Here is an 18,114-nt window from a genome sequence, read left to right as displayed (position 1 = left end):
ACGCGAACGCATGTGCGCTTCACACAACGTTACGCAAGAAAGACTCAATCATCTCGGCCAGCAACTGCGGCTGGTCGTGATGCAGCATGTGCCCCGCGTCCGGCATCATGCGCGCGGTGACGTGTTGCAGCTGTCCCAGGCGCCGATCGACTTCGATGCGCGCCTGCTCTTTCGGCCCCATCCACTGCCACATATTGGTGTCGTCCGCCTCCACCCACAGCACCGGCGCGGTGATCTGGCGCCAGCAGGCCAGGATTTCCTCGGCCTGGTAGAGCAGCGGGCCGCTGCGCTTGTGCGCCGGATCGCCCAGGATTTCCCACTCGCCGGCGGCGTTCTGCGCCGACCAGTGCTGCGCCAGGAAAGCCGCGCGCTCGGGCGGCAGGCGCGGATTGGTCTTGCGCAGGCGCGCTGCCACCGCACCGAGGTCGGCATAGCCGCGCATCGTGGCCGGCTCCTTCAGTTCGTCTAGCCACTTGGCAAAACGGCGCGGCGCCTGTTCCGGTTTGCTGGCCGGCAGGCCGAACCCTTCCAGGTTGATCAGCGCGCGGATGCGTTCGGGCCGCACGCCCGCATACAGGCTGGCGATATTGCCGCCCATGCTGTGCCCGAGCAGATTGACCGCTTCGCCCGGCGCGTAGTGGTCGAGCAATACCTCGAGGTCGGCCAGGTAATCGGGGAACCAGTAGGTGTCGCCCTGGATACGTTCGGTCAGGCCGAAGCCGCGCCAGTCGGGTGCGATGACGTGCCAGTCGCCTTGCAGGCAATCGACGACGAACTGGAACGACGCCCCCACGTCCATCCAGCCATGCACCATGAACAGCTTGGGTGCGCCCGCGCGGCCCCAGTGGCGCACGTGGGTGCGCAGGCCGCGGACGGTCAGAAATTCGGTACGGGAAGGCGTCATGGCGGATCCTGGAGTAAAAAAGAACGACCGTGCAATTATACGCGAGACATTGATATTTGCCTGAGCAGCCCCATCTTTCCCCGAAGCGTAAAATAGCATCTTCCCCTCATTCCTTTCCAGCGAGATCTCCATGGCCATTTACCAGTTGGGCGAACACGCTCCAAGCATTGCCGCAACGGCGTACGTGGCCGATTCCGCCAACCTGATCGGCAAGGTCACTTTGGCGGAGAACGTATCGGTGTGGGATGGCGTGACGATTCGCGGCGACAACGAACGCATCACCATCGGCGCCAACAGCAACGTCCAGGAAGGCACCGTGATGCACACCGACCTCGGCTATCCGATGACGATCGGTGAAGGCGTCACGATTGGCCACCAGGCCATGCTGCACGGCTGCACGATTGGCGACGGGTCGCTGATCGGCATCCAGGCCGTGATCCTGAATGGCGCAAAGATCGGCAAAGGTTGCCTGGTCGGCGCCGGCGCGCTGGTCACGGAGAACAAGGAATTTCCCGATTACTCGCTGATCGTCGGCGCCCCGGCCAAGGTGGTGCGCACGCTTGGCGCAGAAGATATTCAGCGCTTGCAAGGCAACGCCGCCAGCTATGTTGCGCGTGGCCAGCTGTTCAAGACTCAACTCAAAAAAATAGGATAAACCGATGAGCAACGACACCCATGAAAGTATTACGCTGACCCCGGTCAGTACCGATACCCTGCAGAAATTTATTTTCGACAATGCCGCCGTGCGCGGCGAGCTGGTCGAAATTTCCGACACCTGGCGCGAAATCCAGAACCGCCACAATTACCCGCCAGCGGTACGCACGGTGCTGGGCGAAATGGTGGCCGCGGCCGCCCTGCTCTCGGCCAACCTGAAATTTAACGGCGCGATCATCATGCAGATTCATGGCGACGGGCCAGTGCGCCTGATGGTGGTCGAATGCGACGCCAACCTCAAAATGCGCGCCACCGCGAAGCTGGCGGAAGACGTCGTCATCGATGACAACGCCACGCTGATCGACCTGCTCAACCAGAATGGCAAAGGCCGCTTCGTCATCACGCTCGACCCGCAGGACAAGATGCCGGGCCAGCAACCCTACCAGGGCATCGTGCCGCTCGACGGCGAGAACATGGCGACCGTCATCGAAAACTACATGCTGCGTTCCGAGCAGATGGACACGCGCCTGTGGCTGGGCGCGAACGACGGTATTTCGCGCGGCCTGTTATTGCAGAAATTGCCGCGTCACAGCGGCAAGGATGACCAGGTCGAACAATCGAGCGAAGAAGACGACCTGGAAACCTGGAACCGCGCCGTCATGCTGGCGTCGACCCTGAAACAGGAAGAGTTGCTGAGCACCGACATCAACACGCTGATGCAGCGCCTGTTCTGGGAAGAGACGATCCGCGTATTCGACCCGGCCCACCCGGCCTTCCACTGCAGCTGCACACGCGAAAAGGTCGGGAATATGCTGAAAATGCTGGGCGAGGCGGAAGTGGAAGATGCGCTGACTGACCTCGGACACCTCGGCATCAACTGCGATTTCTGCGGCAAGCATTACGACTTCGACAAGGTCGACTGCGCGCAGCTGTTTGCGGTGGAGGCGCCGGTGGCGACCTTGCTGCCGGCCAGTGACAGCAAGCACTAACTGAGGCTAGCCCCTAGCGGGCAGCGCCCGGGTCGATGCAGCAGCGGGCGCAGCGGTTGTGGGGCCGCGCCACCTTTTTATCCGGGCGACATGCCGGTATCCGGCAATGGCGTTCCGATCACCTTGAAACGGCGAACAAAGCCAAACGGGCGCGACACGCCAGTCGGATCCGAAACAAAGGGCAGCACAAAGCGTGGCCGGTCCATCAGCTGCAGCGTCCATGTAATGCCACCAATAAAGCGAAAGCGCACCTCGTCCGGGGGGCATAGCACAAGGTCGGAAAATACACCGGTCGAGTACGTGGCGCCCAATCGGGCAGAGTCGACCACCGCAAGTTTTTGGTCGAACAAAACCATCTGCAAAAACTCTTCGTATGGAACACCATCCGTAAAAAACGCCAGTATCATGCCGTTCCATTCGAGCGCCGCCTCCAGCACTGCACAGTCGATCATTTTTCCGCTGGGCTTGCCTTTGATGATCAGCTCACCTGAAGCTGTGGTGTCATTTGACGGCTGACGCAACAGGCGCAGGGAAAAATCGGATGGTGAGAGAAGCATCATGCTGCAACGCGATCAGAGAAATCCAGCACTGTACGCGGCCAGCGCGCCGCCCACGAATGCTCCGACCGTTACACAGACAGGTGCACCTGGCCCGCAGGCAAGACCCGCAAGTGCCCCGCCGGCGATTCCTCCAGCGACACTACTGCCGGTCACAAGCGCTTCCTTTTTTGCAGCAGCAACTTTATCGGTGGAAGTCGCAATGGTGTACGTCGAAATCCCGAGCGACAGGATCAGCAGACTTCGCCCGGAAAATGCCATCCGGGCCAGTGCAGCGCTCACTTTTACATTTGATCGTCCGGCCGCAGCAACAACCGCGGCATAGATTTTGTTTTTCTGGGTAAGGGTCAGTCTCGAAAAAATGACTGACTTGCCGTACATTTTCCCGGCCTGCTTCGCGATGAGTTCATTTAATGAAAATCCCGTCGGCTTCAATTTTTGAGCGAAGGAACGACCGACTGGTGTGCTGCGCAATCTGATCGCTTCCATGACGAGATTGCGTGTCTCTTGCGCTTGCTGTGCTGCCTGCGCCCAGGTAATTTTTCCACTGACGGCATCGCGGCGCAGGCCATCAGCCATGGTTGCAATCTCGCGCGTGTAAGCCTGGCGTGCGGCGGAATCAATTGTCAGATGCGCACCAAGGTTGGCGGCTTGCGCCTCCAGCGCCTTGATGGCGTTTTCAAAATCGATCTGGCTATCTGTTTTTGGCATCTGGGTCATCGCTATCCCTTGTAAAAAGTGACGGAAATGACCCAAACTAGCGAAGTTCGAAAATGTGCGATTACGCGATCTCAACGATGCGACGAACGAATCGGCTTAAGGCTTTGGTTTTTTGTCGCTCTTGACTGGCGGCGGCACCGGCAACGGCGTCATCGACACCTTGGGCTGCTCATCCTTGCGCAGGACCTGCACGAAGATTTCGTTCTGCTTGATCTTCCCGAGTTCGTAGCGCGCCCGTTCTTCGACCGCGCCCGTGCCCTCTTTCAAATCGCGCACTTCCGAGCCGAGCTTGTCGTTGCGCGCCTTCATGTCCAGTGTCTTGCGGCGGCTGGCGTCGGGCTGGGTTTCCAGGTCGGAGACGCACATCAGCCATTTTTCCCTATCCACAGCGGATATTGAATCATCAGCAGCAAAGCTGCGAGGCGAGGGTAATGAGGCGCATGCTGCGCCCACGGGGTTTTTATCGCGCGCGTTTTTACCGAAACCTGCTACAAAACCCGTACCAGTGTCTGACTTTGCGGTTTATGAACGCCAGCATGCATCGGCGCTCGACCAGTGCGGTATGTATGCTCCTGGAAGATAGGCTTGACTGGCTCGTTTCTCCTAGTAAATGTCTCATCACGGCAACAAGGCTTACGACCTTTCCAGAAAGAATTACTGAATTTGCCGAATGGACGCTACCATTGTTGAATCGCGACCAACCAGGTTCAACGACCATGTCCAGCACATACAAAATCGGCGCACGCCTCGCCTTCGCCTTCGGCGCACTTGTTCTCCTGACCCTGGCGTTGACGGCCTTTGCCATTTATCGCATGGGCGAAGTAACAGCAGTAGTGGATGCGGAACGCCTCATCCGCACGACGCAGCTCGCGCCCCTTTACGAACTACGCGAAGCGCTCGACCAGACCGGCATCGCTGCGCGCAATGCGTACATCTACGAAACAAAAGAAGATGCTGAGCGCGAACTGAATATGCTGGACCAGCAATCGGCCATCGTCTTGAACCGGCTCGACAAGTTGACGCCCGTGCTGAGTGGGACGCAGGACTTCGATCTCGCCAACCGGGATTTGCAGACGATGGCCGGAGCCCTGAAGAAGCCGCGCACCTTCCGCGACGCCAACCAGATGAAAGAATTCGGCAAGTTCCTGGTCGAAGAATGCAGTCCGCTGCGCCGCCGTATCGTCGCCGAACTCGACACCGTCATCAACCGCATCGATGGTCAGCTGGCGGCCGCCAGCAAGCACGTCGACGTCGTCACCGCCACCTCCCGCACCCTGATGTATGTGATCGCCGCCCTAGCCGTGCTGCTCGGCACCATCCTCGGCTACCACGTCACCCGTGGCATCGTCGAACCGCTCGAAAAAGCATCGGGATTCGCCGAAGCGGTTGCCACCGGCGACCTGACGGCCGACTTGCCGACAGCGTCGAAAGACGAAATCGGCGCGCTCATCGTCTCACTGGGCAATATGCGTGAAGGCCTGGTCGGCATCGTCGGTGGCGTCCGCTCCGGCGCCTCGGAAATTTCGCACACCAGCCAGGAAATCGCCAGCGGCAACCAGGACCTGTCGGCCCGCACCGAATCGCAGGCCAGCTCGCTGGAGCAAACCGTCGCGACAATGGTCCAGTTGACCGACGCCGTGGGTCGCAACGCCCTCGACGCCAAGGAAGCCAATCACCGGGCCGCCGAAGCATCGGAGATCGCCGGCCGCGGCGGCGCCATCGTCGGCCGTGTCACCCACACCATGGGTGAAATCAACGAGGCGTCGAACCGCATCGTCGACGTCATCGGGGTAATCGACAGCATCGCCTTCCAGACCAATATCCTGGCGCTGAACGCCGCCGTGGAAGCGGCCCGTGCCGGCGAACAGGGCCGCGGTTTTGCCGTTGTCGCGTCCGAAGTGCGCAATCTGGCGCAGCGCTGCACCACCGCGGCGCGTGAAGTGAAGGCGCTGATCCAGACGTCGGTCGGCAAGATCAACGACGGCAGTGCGCTGGTCGAACAGTCGGGCAAAACGATGGAAGAACTGGTGCTGAGCGTCTCTGGCGTCAGCGCGCTGATCGAACGCATTTCACTGGCCAGCGAGACGCAAGCTGTCAGCGTCAACGAAATCAACCAGGCCGTAAAACAGATCGACGATTTGACGCAGCAAAATGCCGCGCTGGTCGAGCAGGCAGCGGCGGCGGCGGAGTCGATGCATCAGCGGGCGCAGCAGTTGTCGGGGCAGGTGGAAGTGTTCAGGGTTGCTGCCTGATCTATTGAGCAGGACACGAAAAAAATGGCCCGGGATGCTCTGGGCCATTTTTTGTTGTCTCACAGGTGTGCGGCGCTGCCGCCCGTCCTGCCTGAGAGGCAAAAGGAAATTCGCACGATAAACGGTCTTACTGCTTCGGTTTTTTGTCGTTCTTGACCGGCGGCGGCGCCGGCAACGGCGTCATCGACACCTTCGGCTGCTCATCCTTGCGCAGCACCTGCACGAAGATTTCGTTCTGCTTGATCATCCCGAGTTCGTAGCGCGCCCGTTCTTCGACCGCGCCCGTGCCCTCTTTCAAATCGCGCACTTCCGAGCCGAGCTTGTCGTTGCGCGCCTTCATGTCCAATGTCTTGCGGCGGCTGGCGTCGAGCTGGGTTTCCAGGTCGGACACGCGCAGCCAGCCATTCTTCCCTATCCACAGCGGATATTGAATCATCAGCAGCAAAGCTGCGAGGGCGAGGGTAATGAGGCGCATGCTGGCGTTTCAAAGAAACGGCGTGCAACCAGAACGGCTGCACGCCGGTGTTGCTGATTACTTCAGATTGTAAAACGCGTCGCGGCCAGGATAGCTGGCGATGTCGCCCAGGTCTTCCTCGATGCGCAGCAACTGGTTGTACTTGGCCATGCGGTCCGAACGCGACATCGAGCCGGTCTTGATCTGCAACGCGTTCATGCCCACCGCGATGTCGGCGATGGTCGAGTCCTCGGTCTCGCCCGAACGGTGCGAGATGACGGCCGTGTAGCCGGCGCGCTTGGCCATTTCGATGGCGGCGAAGGTCTCGGTCAGGGTGCCGATCTGGTTGATCTTGATGAGGATCGAGTTGGCGATGCCCTTCTGGATGCCCTCTTTCAAAATCTTGGTGTTGGTGACGTACAGGTCGTCGCCCACCAGTTGCACTTTTTTGCCCAGCGCGCCGGTCAGCGTGGCCCAGCCGTCCCAGTCGCCTTCGGCCATTGCATCTTCGATCGAGATGATCGGGTACTTGTCGCACCAGGTGGCCAGCAGGTTGGTGAACTGTTCCGCGGTCAGGCTCATGCCCTCGGCGCCCAGTTCGTACTTGCCGTCTTTGTAAAATTCGCTGGCGGCGCAGTCGAGCCCGATGGCGATCTGGGTGCCGGCTTCATAGCCCGCTTCTTCGATCGCTTGCATGATCAGCTTGATGGCTTCTTCATGGTTGGCCACGTTCGGTGCGAAACCGCCTTCGTCGCCGACCGAGGTGGCCAGGCCTTTCGAGTGCAGGATCTTTTTCAGCGTGTGGAACACTTCGGCGCCGTAACGCACGGCTTCCTTGAAGCTCGGTGCGCCGACCGGGATGATCATGAATTCCTGGATATCCAGGTTGTTGTCGGCGTGGGCGCCGCCATTGATCACGTTCATCATCGGGACTGGCATCTGCATCGCGCCGGAGCCGCCGAAATAACGGTACAGCGGCAGGCCGGCTTCTTCAGCGGCGGCCTTGGCGACGGCCATCGACACGGCCAGGATGGCGTTGGCGCCCAGGCGCGATTTGTTTTCGGTGCCATCGAGGTCGATCAGGGTGCGGTCGAGGAAAGCTTGCTCGTTCGCGTCCAGGCCCATGATGGCTTCGGAGATTTCGGTGTTGATGTTTTCGCAGGCTTGCAGCACGCCCTTGCCGAAATAACGCTTTGGATCGCCGTCGCGCAGCTCCATGGCTTCGCGCGAACCGGTCGACGCGCCCGACGGCACAGCCGCACGGCCCATCACGCCCGATTCGAGCAGCACGTCGCATTCGACGGTTGGATTGCCGCGCGAGTCAAGAATTTCGCGGCCGATAATGTCTACGATAGCACTCATGTTTTTAGTCTCCGAATCAATAAAAAAATCGTTGCAGTGATGCTGCACATCGCAAACGCGCCGCGGCCCTTGCAACAAGGGACGCGGCGCGCAAACGGTTTAGTTCGTTTTGTTCAAGCGGGGCTCACACTGAGGTTCATACCGAATAAGGCTCGATGACGGCATCCGGATCGAAAGCAGGGTTGGTGCTGGCCGACTGGTGCGCCAGTGCTGCCTGGATAAACGCGATAAACAGCGGATGACCGGCCCGCGGCGTCGACTTGAATTCAGGATGGTACTGCACACCCATGTACCAAGGGTGCACGCTACGCGGCAGTTCCATGATTTCGCAGAGGTTTTCGTTTGGCGTACGGGCGGCGACCACCAGGCCGGCGTCTTCGACGCGCTGCAGGTAATGGTTGTTCGCTTCATAGCGGTGACGATGGCGCTCGGTGACCACGCTGCCGTAAATTTCGGCGGCCAGCGTGCCCGGATTGACGGCGCAGGTTTGCGCGCCCAGGCGCATGGTGCCGCCCAGGTCGGAATTGGCGTCGCGCAGTTCCACTTTACCGTCGTGGTTCTGCCACTCGTTGATGAGGGCCACGACCGGCTGGTCGGTGTCCGGATCGAACTCGGTGGAATTGGCGTTCGGCAGGCCGGCCATGTGGCGGGCGTACTCGATCAGTGCTACCTGCATGCCCAGGCAGATACCCAGGTACGGGATCTTCTGTTCACGGGCATAGCGCGCCGCCATGATTTTGCCTTCCACGCCGCGCTTGCCGAAGCCGCCCGGCACCAGGATGGCGTCGTATTTTGCCAGGTTGGCGCAACCGGTCGCTTCGATCTCTTCCGAGTCGATGTACTCGATGTTGACGCGGCTTTCGGTGTGAATGCCAGCGTGGCGCAGCGCTTCGGTGAGCGATTTATACGATTCGATCAGCTCGACGTATTTGCCGACCATGCCGATGGTCACTTCGTGTTTCGGGTGTTCCAGCGTGTGGATGAGTTTGGTCCACATCGACAGGTCGGCCGGCGGTGCTTCGATGCCGAGCGCTTCGCAGATGATGGTGTCGAGGCCCTGATCGTGCAGCACCTGCGGCACTTTATAGATGGTGTCGACGTCCCACACCGAGATGACGGCGTTCATTTCGACGTTCGAAAACAGCGAAATTTTGGCGCGCTCGTCGTCCGGAATCGGGCGGTCGGCGCGGCACAGCAAGGCGTTCGGCGAAATGCCGATCTCGCGCAGTTTTTGCGCGCTGTGCTGGGTCGGCTTGGTTTTCAGTTCGCCGGCCGAGGCGATGAACGGCACCAGCGTCAGGTGCACGAACGCGGCCGACTTGCGGCCCATGCGCAACGACAGCTGGCGCGCCGCTTCCAGGAACGGCAGCGATTCGATATCGCCGACGGTGCCGCCGATTTCGACCAGCGCCACGTCGTAGCCTTCGGCGCCGCGGTGGATGTAATCCTGGATTTCATTGGTAATGTGCGGAATCACCTGCACGGTCTTGCCGAGATACTCGCCGCGGCGTTCCTTGCGGATCACGGATTCGTAGATCTGGCCGGTGGTGAAATTGTTCACCTTTTTCATGCGGGTGCTGATGAAGCGCTCGTAGTGGCCAAGGTCGAGGTCGGTCTCTGCGCCATCATCGGTGACGAACACTTCACCGTGCTGCATCGGACTCATGGTGCCCGGATCGACGTTGATGTACGGATCCAGTTTCAGCATGGTGACTTTAAGACCGCGCGATTCGAGAATCGCAGCGAGAGAAGCGGCCGCGATCCCTTTACCCAGGGAAGACACGACGCCGCCGGTGACGAAGACAAATTTGGTCATTTGCAGATGGTGCCGAATGGCACATGCGGGAAATTGAGATTATACCCTAAACATGCCCCATTTTCGAGGCTGGCGAGATTTTCCCCTCCCCATCACTTTGCAAGCTTTTCCTGCACGAATACCGTCTGATGTGCCTAAATTACAACATTTACAAATTTACCAGTCAACACGGCCACCACACGCTAGAATTACTAAATAGCAACATCAACAGCGCGCCGCTCCCGCCCGGAGTGTACCGTTCTTTCGACAGACTGCATCGAATGCTTGAGACCTATAACGTGTCCCTGGACGCTCCGCCGGCGCAAGCGCGCCCCCTGGCACTGACTTTCACGGGAAATGGCGCCGAATATTTCCGCATCTGGATCGTCAACCTGCTGCTGACCATCATCACCTTCGGCATCTATTCCGCCTGGGCCAAGGTGCGGCGCCTGCAATACTTCGACCGGAATACCACCCTGGACGGCGCCGCCTTCGATTTCCACGGCAAGCCAATGGCCATCCTGAAGGGCCGCATCCTGGCCCTGCTGCTGGTCACTGGCTACCAGTATGCCTTCGGCTTTTCGATCAGCGCCGGCCTGGTCGTGGTAGGCGCGCTGCTGCTGGTCCTGCCAATGCTTCTGCGCGGCGCCCTGCGCTTCCGGCTGCACAACACCAGCTGGCGCGGCCTGCGCTTCGGGTTCACCGGTACCACGCAGGAAGCGTATGCCACCTTCATTCCGCCGATGCTGGTATTCATGTTGCCCGGCGTTGCCGGCGCCATGGCGGCCGGGGGACCGGCGCACGCGCCGTCGCCATGGCTCGCCCTGTTCGGCTTGCTGTACCTGGCCTGGCCGGTGATGCATGCTGCCGTCAAGCGGTATCAGCACGCGCATATCCGGTTCGGTGGGGTCGATTCAATTTACACACTCAAAACGCGCCGCTTCTGGCCGCCTTATCTGATCGCCTTCGGGATCATGATCGCGCTCGGCATCGTGGCGGCTGTGGCCCTGCCCGTGCTCGCCAAGCTGGGGTCGCGAGGCGCGATTGCACCTTTCGTCCTGATCGGGCTGGCAGTGCTTGCCTATGCTGCGCTGTTGTCGCTGTTCCCCTACATGCAGGCACGCATCGGCAACCTGGTCTGGTCGCACACCAGCTTCCCAGGTGTGGCCATCGCGTCCGACATGACATTCGGCGGCCTGTTCAAGCTGCATGCAGTCAATACCATCCTGACGATATTGACGATCGGCCTGTTCCGCCCGTTTGCCGCAGTGCGCACCCAGCGTTACATCCTGGCCCACCTGCACATCACGTCCAGCGTCGATATCGATGCCCTGGAAAGCGCCGGCAAAGGCGCCGATGTGAATGCGGCAGGCGATGGCGCGGCCGATTTCCTCGGTATCGATTTCGCTTTGTAGATGACCATTCCCGCCCACTACGGCGATGGACGCAGCGCGCGCCGCCACGCGGTAACGCTCACCCGCAGCGACGACTGCCTGGCGGTGCTTGGCACACAGATCAATGCCACCTACCCACTGGCGCAGCTGCGCCTGACCGAGCCGTTTGCGCACGCCGCGGGCATGGTTTATTTCGACGATGGCGCCCACTGCGAAGTCGACGCGACCGACTACCCGGCGCTGGCCGCGCTGGTCGGCCAGCGCGCGTCGCTGGTGGTGCGCTGGCAAGGCCATTGGCGCGTCGCGCTGGGCGCGTTTGTTGCGCTGGTGGCGCTGATTGGCGCCAGCGCCATGTGGGGATTACCAGCGGCCGCCGGCGCCCTGACGGCGCTGTTGCCGGACAGTGCCGATGTGCGCATCGGTAAACTCACCCGCGACGCCTTCACCCGGCAAGGCTTGTTCAAGCCGTCGGCCATCACGCCGGCCCAACAGGACCAGATCCGGCAGGTGTGGCAAGCCGTGCAGCCCGCGCAGCCGCGCATGCCGATGACACTGCTGCTGCGCACCATGCCGGCCCCGTTCGGCCCGAACGCATTGGCCCTGCCCGACGGCAGCGTAGTGCTCAACGACGCCATGGTGGCGCTGATCCTCGGCGATGAAGATGCTTTCGGCCCCGTCCAGGCGGCTGCTCTGGCCGGCGTACTGGCCCATGAAATCGGCCACATCGAGGGCCGCCACAGCATGCGCTCGGTGGTACGAGGTTCGCTGACCACCGCGTTTGCGGCGTTTCTGTTTGGCGATTTCAGTGCAGTGGCGGCAGGCGCCCCAGCTGTGCTGCTGGGCGCGCGCCATTCACGCGCGATGGAAACCGAGGCCGATGCCTACGCCATGGCCGTGCTGCAGACGCATCACCTGCCGCTGGCGCCGCTGGCCGACCTGTTCCTGGTTATGGACCACGGCAAAAACAGCGCGCAGCGCGAGGCTGGCTGGTTCGACAGCGCCACCGGCTACTTGTCCAGTCATCCGGATTCGGGCGCGCGCGCGGCACGCTTGCGCGCGGCGGACGCACGCTGATGCACTCGACCTATGTGCGCGTCCGAACAGACCCGGTGGCGGATCAGGTCCATGCTTGGGTTTTTCCCCATTCAAGGAGTTCACCATGTCCTACCAAGATCGCGACACCTTCGGCATGTATGCCAAAAAAGACCACAAGGGTCCAGGTCCTGAATTGATGGGCGCCGACACGCTCATCGGCGACCACGTGCACAACCTGCAAAACGAACACCTCGGCGAAATCAAGGAATTCATGCTCGACATGCGCACCGGCCAGGTCGCGTATGCCGTCATGTCCAGCGGCGGTGTGCTCACCATCGGCCAGAAGCTGTTTGCGGTGCCGTTCAAGGCCCTCAAACTCGACACCGCCAACCACCGCTTCACGCTCGACATGCCGCAAGAGCGCGTGGAAAACGCGCCAGGTTTCGACACCGACAACTGGCCGAACATGGCTGATCAACAATGGTCGGACCAGATTCATGGTTATTACGGCACCAGCAATAACTAATCCCGCACGATGCCGCCTTGCCAACGGCAAGGCGGACTGCCCTGATCAGCCGCGTTTGTTGCCGCGGTGCGACTTTTTAAATTTAAAATAACCAGATAATACAATCGTTGCCACACGGAATGTATGATGAATCCCTTCGCGGTTCAACATCTTGTTTCTGGAGTAGCACGCATGGGTTTTTTCTCCAACCTCACCATCGGCAAACGACTTGCCACAGGCTTTGCCCTGGTACTGGCCTTGACCGTGTTCATCGCCGGCACCGGTGTCTGGCAACTCCAACTCATTTCGCGCGATACCAAAATTGTCATGAGCCAGTCGCTGGCCAAAGAACGCCTGATCGTCGAGTGGTATACGCGCATCTATGGCGCCGTGCGCCGCACTGCAGCCATCGCCAAGAGCAGCGATCCTTCGCTCGGCGCGTTTTTCAAGGATGACACAGCGCTGACCACGCGCGAATCGGGCGAACTGCTCGAGAAGATAGAGCCGCTCATCGTTGTTGGACCAGAGAAACAACTGTTCGACAAAATCCTGGTGCAACGCAAGGAGTTTTTTCGACTGCGCGATGCAGCCGTCAAGGCCAAAGCCGGCGGCGATGCGGAGGAAGCAGCCCGTGTCCTCGACAAGGAATTTCTGCCCACGTCCCACGCCTACCAGGAATCGATACACGAACTGGTTGGCATGCAGCATGCCAGCATCGATGCCGCCGCCGCCGCGATCGAAGCGGCGTCGAATGGCAGTATTCGCCTTATCAGCTTGCTGACGCTCGCCACGGTCCTGCTGGGCGGGGTCTTTTGCCTGCGCCTTACCGCCGGTATCGTGCGGCCGATCCGCACCGCCGTGCGCGTGGCAGAAACGGTGGCCGCCGGCGACCTGTCGCAAAAAATTGACGCATCGGGCCAGGACGAAACCGGCGCCCTGCTGCGCTCCCTGAGCCTGATGAACGACAGCCTGACGGCGATCGTCACCGAAGTGCGCGGCGGGACCGATACCATCGCCACCGCGTCGCGCGAAATCAGCGCCGGCAATATGGACCTGTCCGGCCGTACCGAGCAGCAGGCCAGCGCGCTGGAAGAAACCGCCGCGTCGATGGAAGAACTGACCACCACCGTGCACAACAATGCCGAGAATGCGCGCCAGGCCAACACGCTGTCGATTACCGCCTCCGAAGTGGCGGTACAAGGCGGCGCGGTGGTCAGCCAGGTGATCGACACGATGGGCGCCATCAATGAAGCGTCGCGCAAGATTGTCGACATCATCGCGGTCATCGACGGCATCGCCTTCCAGACCAATATCCTGGCCCTGAATGCGGCCGTGGAAGCTGCCCGTGCCGGAGAACAGGGACGCGGTTTCGCGGTCGTCGCCTCCGAAGTGCGCACCCTGGCGCAGCGCTCGGCTGCCGCGGCGAAGGAAATCAAGGAATTGATCGGCGCCTCGGTCGAGCAGGTTGAAACCGGCACCAGGCTGGTCGACCGCGCCGGCGCGACGATGGAAGAAGTGGTCACCAGCATTCGCCGCGTGACCGACATCATGGGCGAAATCACCACCGCCAGCCAGGAGCAGTCGGGCGGCATCGCGCAGGTCAACCAGGCCATCGGCCAGATGGATGAAGCAACCCAGCGCAACGCGGCGCTGGTGGAAGAATCGGCCGCCGCAGCGGCGTCGATGCAGGAGCAGGCGGCGAAACTGGCAGAAGTGGTCAGTGTGTTCAAGCTCGATGACAGGCTCGCCGCACCGGTGGCGCGGCCGGCAGCGGTCGTGAAAAAACCGCTGGCGCGGCTGACCAGGCCGGCCGCGCGCGTGGAGCCAGCGCAGGCGTCGGCGTCGGCAGCGCCGGTACGGCCCAAGCCAGTGGCGGCAGCGCCAGCACGTGCCAAGCCTGTGGCGGCGCCGGCGCCAGTCCGGGCCAAGCCTGCGGCTGCTCCGGCCGTCAAGCGCGAGCCGCGTGCGACCGCGGCGGCAGCCGACGAGTGGGAAGAGTTCTAATCGAATCGCTGTCTTTTTAGCAACTATGCTATTCTTCCCCTTAAATTTACTTAGGGGAAATGCATGAAAATCTTGATGTGGATCATTATCGCTATCTTTATCATCGGCTTGCTGACGGTCACAGGTGTCCTCAAGCTGATTTTCTGATGTCACGCAGCGGCGCACCCCGGTGCGCTGCTGCAGTCAGCAAAAATCGCGGCTATGCGTATCCAGCCGCCCCAGCAGCGCCGACATGTCCACCAGCCGCTTGGCCACCAGGTGGCGCACCTCGCCCTGGCGCTGCCAGATGCCGTACACGCCCAGCAAGGGCGCACCCAGCACCTCCTTCCTCTGCTGCTCCACCAGCGACTTCCACACGATCACGTTCACATTCCCGGTCTCGTCTTCGAGCGTCAGGAACAGCACCCCCTTGGCCGTGCCGGGCCGCTGGCGCACGGTGACCAGCCCGCACGCGCGCGCGAGTTGGCCATCCTGGTAGTCGTACAAGGTCGAGGCCGGCATGAAGCGCCGGTCGAGCAATTGCTTGCGCAGCAGCGCGAGCGGGTGGCGGCCCAGCGTGAGGCCCTGCGCGCGGTAGTCGCCGACGATGTCGTCGCCTTCGGATGGCGCCGCCAGGGCTGGCATGTCTTCATCCACCGTGGTGGGGCGCAGCAAATCCTTGTCGGGCACGGCGCCAACTGCCTGCCACAACGCTTCGCGGCGGTTGCCGGCCAGGGACACCAGCGCATTCGCGCCGGCCAGCACCTGCAGGTCGGCGCGGTCGAGGTGGGCGCGGCGGGCCAGGTCGGCCACGCTGTCGAACGGGCGAATGGCGCGCGCATCCTCGATGCGGGCCACGGCTTCGCGGCTCATCCCTCGCTGCAGCGACAGCCCCAGGCGCACCGCCGGCTGGGGCTGTCCGGCCGGATCGCCGGGCCGTTCTTCCAGCGTGGAATCCCAGGTGCTGATCGTGATGTCGACCGGGCGCACCTCGATGCCATGGCGCTGCGCATCCTGCACCAGCTGCGACGGGCTGTAGAACCCCATCGGTTGACTATTTAATAGTGCGCATAAAAATGCGCCCGGCTCGTGCCGTTTGAGCCAGGAACTGGCGTAGGCGAGCAGCGCAAAACTGGCCGCGTGCGATTCCGGAAAGCCGTATTCGCCGAAGCCCTGGATCTGGCTGAAAATCGCTTCGGCGAATTCCAGCGTGTAGCCGCGTTCGATCATGCCGCTGACGATACGGTTGTAATAGTGTTCGAGGCCGCCTTTTCTCTTCCAGGCGGCCATGGCACGGCGCAGCTGATCGGCCTCGCCCGGCGTGAAACCGGCGCCGAGAATGGCCACCTGCATCACCTGCTCCTGGAAAATCGGCACGCCCAGCGTGCGTCCCAGCGCCTGCTTCATTTCATCGCTGGGATACAGCACCGGCTCGAGGCCCTGGCGGCGCCGCAAATACGGATGCACCATGCCGCCCTGGATCGGTCCCGGGCGCACCACCGCCACTTCGATGACGAGATCGTAGAATTTGCGTGGCAACATGCGCGGCAGCATGCTCATCTGCGCGCGCGATTCGATCTGGAACACGCCCACCGTGTCGGCCGCGCAAATCATGTCGTAGGTGGCCTTGTCGTCGGGCGGAATATCCTGCATTTCGAACAAATCGCCGCGCCGTTGGCTGACCAGCTCCAGGCCGCGCCGCAGCATCGACAGCATGCCCAGCGCCAGCACGTCGACTTTCATCAGGCCCAGTTCTTCCAGGTCGTTCTTGTCCCACTGGATGACGCTGCGCTCGGCCATGCTGGCGTTTTCGATCGGCACCAGGCGCGACAATTTGCCCTGCGCGATAACGAAGCCGCCCGGGTGCTGCGACAGGTGGCGCGGGAAGTTGAGCAATTGCTGCGCCAGGGTCGCCCATTGCTGCGCCTGGGGCGAGGCCGGATCGAGCCCCGCTTCGGCCAGGCGATTTAATAAATCGGCCTTGCCGTCGAACCAGTGATGGGTCTTCGCCACTTTCTCGACGATGCCAAGATCGATGCCCAGCGCCCGTCCGCTGTCGCGCAGCGCGCTTTTCGGGCGGTAGCTGATCACCACGGCCGCGAGGGCCGCGCGCGTGCGCCCGTACCTGGTGTAGATGTACTGGATCACTTCTTCGCGGCGCTGGTGTTCAAAATCGACGTCGATGTCGGGCGGCTCGTTGCGCTCGCGCGAAATAAACCGTTCGAACAGCAGTTCCGACTGGGCCGGGTCGACCTCGGTGATGCCGAGGCAGTAGCAGACCGCCGAGTTGGCTGCCGAGCCGCGTCCCTGGCACAGGATGTGCTGCGAGCGGGCGAAGCGGACGATGTCGTACACCGTCAAAAAATAGTGTTCGTAGCCCATCTCGGCAATGAGTGCCAGCTCGTGCTCGACCTGGCCCTGCACCTTGGCCGGAATCCCGTCCTTGAAGCGGCGGTGCGCACCGATATACGTTTCGCTGCGCAGGAACGATGAGGCCGTGTGCCCGGGCGGCACGACTTCGTTGGGGTATTCGTAACGCAATTGATCGAGCGAAAAGGTGCACAGGCTGGCGATGCGCAGCGTTTCGGCCAGCGCTTGCGGCGCATACAGATTGGCCAGGCGCATCCGCGAGCGCAAATGCTGCTCGGCATTTTGCGCCAGGCCATAGCCGCATTCGCCCACGGGCTTACCCAGCCGCACGGCGCTCAAGGTGTCCTGCAGGGGTTTACGCGAGCGCACGTGCATGGTGACGTGGCCGAGTGCCACGATGGGCAAGCCGTGCTGCCAGCCAACCTCGTCGATGGTGGCGCGGTGGCCGTCGTCGTGCGCCCGGTGCAGCAGGTTCAGGCCCAGCCAGCTGCGGCCGGGAAAGGTGCTGGCCATCCAGGCGGCCTGGGCATGCAGGCGGTCGAGGTCGGCCGCGTCGTGGCCGGGATAGGCTGGCAGCAAAATCGCCAGGCAATCGGGCATGCCCTGCAGATGTTCAAAGCCGGGTGCCGCCGTGTCGAAATCGGCCGGCGTGAGCAGATAGGTGCCCTTGGTGGTGCGGGTACGCCCCAGGGTGATCAGCTCGGCCAGGTTGCCATAACCATTGCGGTTTTGCGCCAGCAGGATCAGCGACAGCGAGTGGGTGCCGTCGCGCCGGGTCAGGTGGAAATGGGCGCCGATCAGCAGCGGCAGCGCCGCCTTTTTCGCTTCGGCATGCGCGCGCACCACGCCGGCCAGCGAACATTCATCGGTCAGCGCCAGCGCCGCATAACCAAGCTGGACGGCGCGCGCCACCAGTTCCTCGGCGTGCGACGCGCCCTGCAGGAAGGTGAAGTTGGACAGGCAGAACAGCTCGGCGTAGTCGGGCAGGTTCTGCTGGGTTGGCGAAGAGGACGACATGGCGGCGCATACATGCTGGGATGAATCCGGGCAATGAAAGTACTGTATAAAAACACAGTGTACACGATCGCCCCGTCAAAAAGCGAACTGGTGTGTGCGTCTTTCCTTGCGCCGGACCGGCCG

General features: G+C 61.7%; 15 protein-coding genes and 1 pseudogene. 8 read left to right on the top strand and 8 right to left on the bottom strand.

All coding sequences use genetic code 11. From position 1 onward, the window contains the following. Nucleotides 1-19: 19 nt before the first annotated feature. Nucleotides 20-904: an alpha/beta fold hydrolase gene (locus V6M87_RS00405; RefSeq protein ID WP_332847739.1), complete on the bottom strand. Its 885-nt coding sequence runs from the start codon at nucleotides 902-904 to the stop codon at nucleotides 20-22. A gap of 130 nt (nucleotides 905-1,034) precedes the next feature. Here V6M87_RS00405 and V6M87_RS00400 point away from each other — a divergent pair, with 130 nt between their 5' ends. Both V6M87_RS00400 and hslO read left to right on the top strand, forming a co-directional pair. Further along, on the top strand, nucleotides 1,035-1,559 hold the full coding sequence (locus V6M87_RS00400; protein WP_332847738.1) for a gamma carbonic anhydrase family protein: 525 nt from the start codon (nucleotides 1,035-1,037) through the stop codon (nucleotides 1,557-1,559). Nucleotides 1,560-1,563: 4 nt separating this feature from the next. Further along, nucleotides 1,564-2,547, top strand: coding sequence for an Hsp33 family molecular chaperone HslO (hslO, locus tag V6M87_RS00395; protein ID WP_332847737.1), 984 nt, complete (start codon nucleotides 1,564-1,566; stop codon nucleotides 2,545-2,547). A gap of 77 nt (nucleotides 2,548-2,624) precedes the next feature. Here hslO and V6M87_RS00390 read toward each other — a convergent pair whose 3' ends face one another. From V6M87_RS00390 to ftsB (V6M87_RS00380), 3 genes and pseudogenes are all read right to left on the bottom strand, one after another. Beyond that, nucleotides 2,625-3,107 carry a hypothetical protein gene (locus tag V6M87_RS00390; RefSeq protein ID WP_332847736.1) on the bottom strand — a complete coding sequence of 161 codons (483 nt, stop codon included), beginning with the start codon at nucleotides 3,105-3,107 and terminating at the stop codon, nucleotides 2,625-2,627. Nucleotides 3,108-3,119: 12 nt separating this feature from the next. Further along, nucleotides 3,120-3,824: a hypothetical protein gene (locus V6M87_RS00385; protein WP_332847735.1), complete on the bottom strand. Its 705-nt coding sequence runs from the start codon at nucleotides 3,822-3,824 to the stop codon at nucleotides 3,120-3,122. Nucleotides 3,825-3,920: 96 nt separating this feature from the next. Continuing rightward, a pseudogene (ftsB, locus tag V6M87_RS00380) lies at nucleotides 3,921-4,266 on the bottom strand (cell division protein FtsB). A 274-nt stretch (nucleotides 4,267-4,540) separates the two neighbouring features. Here ftsB (V6M87_RS00380) and V6M87_RS00375 point away from each other — a divergent pair. Continuing rightward, a complete protein-coding gene (locus V6M87_RS00375; RefSeq protein ID WP_332847734.1) occupies nucleotides 4,541-6,076 on the top strand; it encodes a methyl-accepting chemotaxis protein in 1,536 nt (511 codons plus the stop codon). A gap of 127 nt (nucleotides 6,077-6,203) precedes the next feature. On the opposite strand, the gene ftsB (V6M87_RS00370) is transcribed toward V6M87_RS00375, so the two are convergent. From ftsB (V6M87_RS00370) to V6M87_RS00360, 3 genes are all read right to left on the bottom strand, one after another. Beyond that, a complete protein-coding gene (gene ftsB, locus V6M87_RS00370; protein WP_332847733.1) occupies nucleotides 6,204-6,551 on the bottom strand; it encodes a cell division protein FtsB in 348 nt (115 codons plus the stop codon). Between the two features lie 57 nt (nucleotides 6,552-6,608). Further along, nucleotides 6,609-7,892 (bottom strand): phosphopyruvate hydratase, encoded by a 1,284-nt coding sequence (gene eno, locus V6M87_RS00365; RefSeq protein ID WP_332847732.1) that lies wholly within the window; start codon nucleotides 7,890-7,892, stop codon nucleotides 6,609-6,611. A 136-nt stretch (nucleotides 7,893-8,028) separates the two neighbouring features. After that, a complete protein-coding gene (locus tag V6M87_RS00360; protein ID WP_332847731.1) occupies nucleotides 8,029-9,708 on the bottom strand; it encodes a CTP synthase in 1,680 nt (559 codons plus the stop codon). A 278-nt stretch (nucleotides 9,709-9,986) separates the two neighbouring features. Here V6M87_RS00360 and V6M87_RS00355 point away from each other — a divergent pair, with 278 nt between their 5' ends. The 5 genes from V6M87_RS00355 (at nucleotide 9,987) to V6M87_RS27215 (ending at nucleotide 14,772) form a co-directional block, all read left to right on the top strand. Further along, nucleotides 9,987-11,102 (top strand): YjgN family protein, encoded by a 1,116-nt coding sequence (locus V6M87_RS00355; protein ID WP_332847730.1) that lies wholly within the window; start codon nucleotides 9,987-9,989, stop codon nucleotides 11,100-11,102. Next, entirely contained in the window at nucleotides 11,103-12,155 is a 1,053-nt protein-coding gene (locus V6M87_RS00350; RefSeq protein WP_332847729.1) for a M48 family metallopeptidase, read from the top strand. It abuts the gene before it with no gap. Between the two features lie 85 nt (nucleotides 12,156-12,240). Next, nucleotides 12,241-12,642 (top strand): PRC-barrel domain-containing protein, encoded by a 402-nt coding sequence (locus V6M87_RS00345; RefSeq protein ID WP_332847728.1) that lies wholly within the window; start codon nucleotides 12,241-12,243, stop codon nucleotides 12,640-12,642. Between the two features lie 171 nt (nucleotides 12,643-12,813). Next, on the top strand, nucleotides 12,814-14,625 hold the full coding sequence (locus tag V6M87_RS00340; RefSeq protein WP_332847727.1) for a methyl-accepting chemotaxis protein: 1,812 nt from the start codon (nucleotides 12,814-12,816) through the stop codon (nucleotides 14,623-14,625). A gap of 63 nt (nucleotides 14,626-14,688) precedes the next feature. Continuing rightward, entirely contained in the window at nucleotides 14,689-14,772 is an 84-nt protein-coding gene (locus tag V6M87_RS27215; protein ID WP_442920540.1) for a hypothetical protein, read from the top strand. Between the two features lie 36 nt (nucleotides 14,773-14,808). Here the strand turns inward: V6M87_RS27215 and V6M87_RS00335 are convergent, their stop codons facing one another. Continuing rightward, nucleotides 14,809-17,991, bottom strand: coding sequence for an error-prone DNA polymerase (locus V6M87_RS00335; RefSeq protein WP_332847726.1), 3,183 nt, complete (start codon nucleotides 17,989-17,991; stop codon nucleotides 14,809-14,811). Nucleotides 17,992-18,114 lie beyond the last annotated feature (123 nt).

Origin of the sequence: Massilia sp. S19_KUP03_FR1 (assembly GCF_036688685.1) — a bacterium.
In the GTDB taxonomy this organism is placed as follows: domain Bacteria; phylum Pseudomonadota; class Gammaproteobacteria; order Burkholderiales; family Burkholderiaceae_D; genus JALYUM01.
The sequence above is the reverse complement of the archived record's forward strand: the minus strand, read 5'-3'. Positions and strand labels throughout refer to the sequence as shown.

Excerpts from the sequence above, each read along its gene's own strand:
- eno (WP_332847732.1), bottom strand. The coding sequence starts at position 7,892 with ATGAGTGCTATCGTAGACATTATCGGCCGCGAAATTCTTGACTCGCGC.
- V6M87_RS00400 (WP_332847738.1), top strand. The coding sequence starts at position 1,035 with ATGGCCATTTACCAGTTGGGCGAACACGCTCCAAGCATTGCCGCAACG.
- hslO (WP_332847737.1), top strand. The coding sequence starts at position 1,564 with ATGAGCAACGACACCCATGAAAGTATTACGCTGACCCCGGTCAGTACC.
- V6M87_RS00360 (WP_332847731.1), bottom strand. The coding sequence starts at position 9,708 with ATGACCAAATTTGTCTTCGTCACCGGCGGCGTCGTGTCTTCCCTGGGT.
- V6M87_RS00345 (WP_332847728.1), top strand. The coding sequence starts at position 12,241 with ATGTCCTACCAAGATCGCGACACCTTCGGCATGTATGCCAAAAAAGAC.
- V6M87_RS00350 (WP_332847729.1), top strand. The coding sequence starts at position 11,103 with ATGACCATTCCCGCCCACTACGGCGATGGACGCAGCGCGCGCCGCCAC.
- V6M87_RS00375 (WP_332847734.1), top strand. The coding sequence starts at position 4,541 with ATGTCCAGCACATACAAAATCGGCGCACGCCTCGCCTTCGCCTTCGGC.
- V6M87_RS00385 (WP_332847735.1), bottom strand. The coding sequence starts at position 3,824 with ATGACCCAGATGCCAAAAACAGATAGCCAGATCGATTTTGAAAACGCC.
- V6M87_RS00405 (WP_332847739.1), bottom strand. The coding sequence starts at position 904 with ATGACGCCTTCCCGTACCGAATTTCTGACCGTCCGCGGCCTGCGCACC.
- V6M87_RS00390 (WP_332847736.1), bottom strand. The coding sequence starts at position 3,107 with ATGATGCTTCTCTCACCATCCGATTTTTCCCTGCGCCTGTTGCGTCAG.
- V6M87_RS00340 (WP_332847727.1), top strand. The coding sequence starts at position 12,814 with ATGGGTTTTTTCTCCAACCTCACCATCGGCAAACGACTTGCCACAGGC.
- V6M87_RS00335 (WP_332847726.1), bottom strand. The coding sequence starts at position 17,991 with ATGTCGTCCTCTTCGCCAACCCAGCAGAACCTGCCCGACTACGCCGAG.
- ftsB (WP_332847733.1), bottom strand. The coding sequence starts at position 6,551 with ATGCGCCTCATTACCCTCGCCCTCGCAGCTTTGCTGCTGATGATTCAA.
- V6M87_RS27215 (WP_442920540.1), top strand. The coding sequence starts at position 14,689 with ATGAAAATCTTGATGTGGATCATTATCGCTATCTTTATCATCGGCTTG.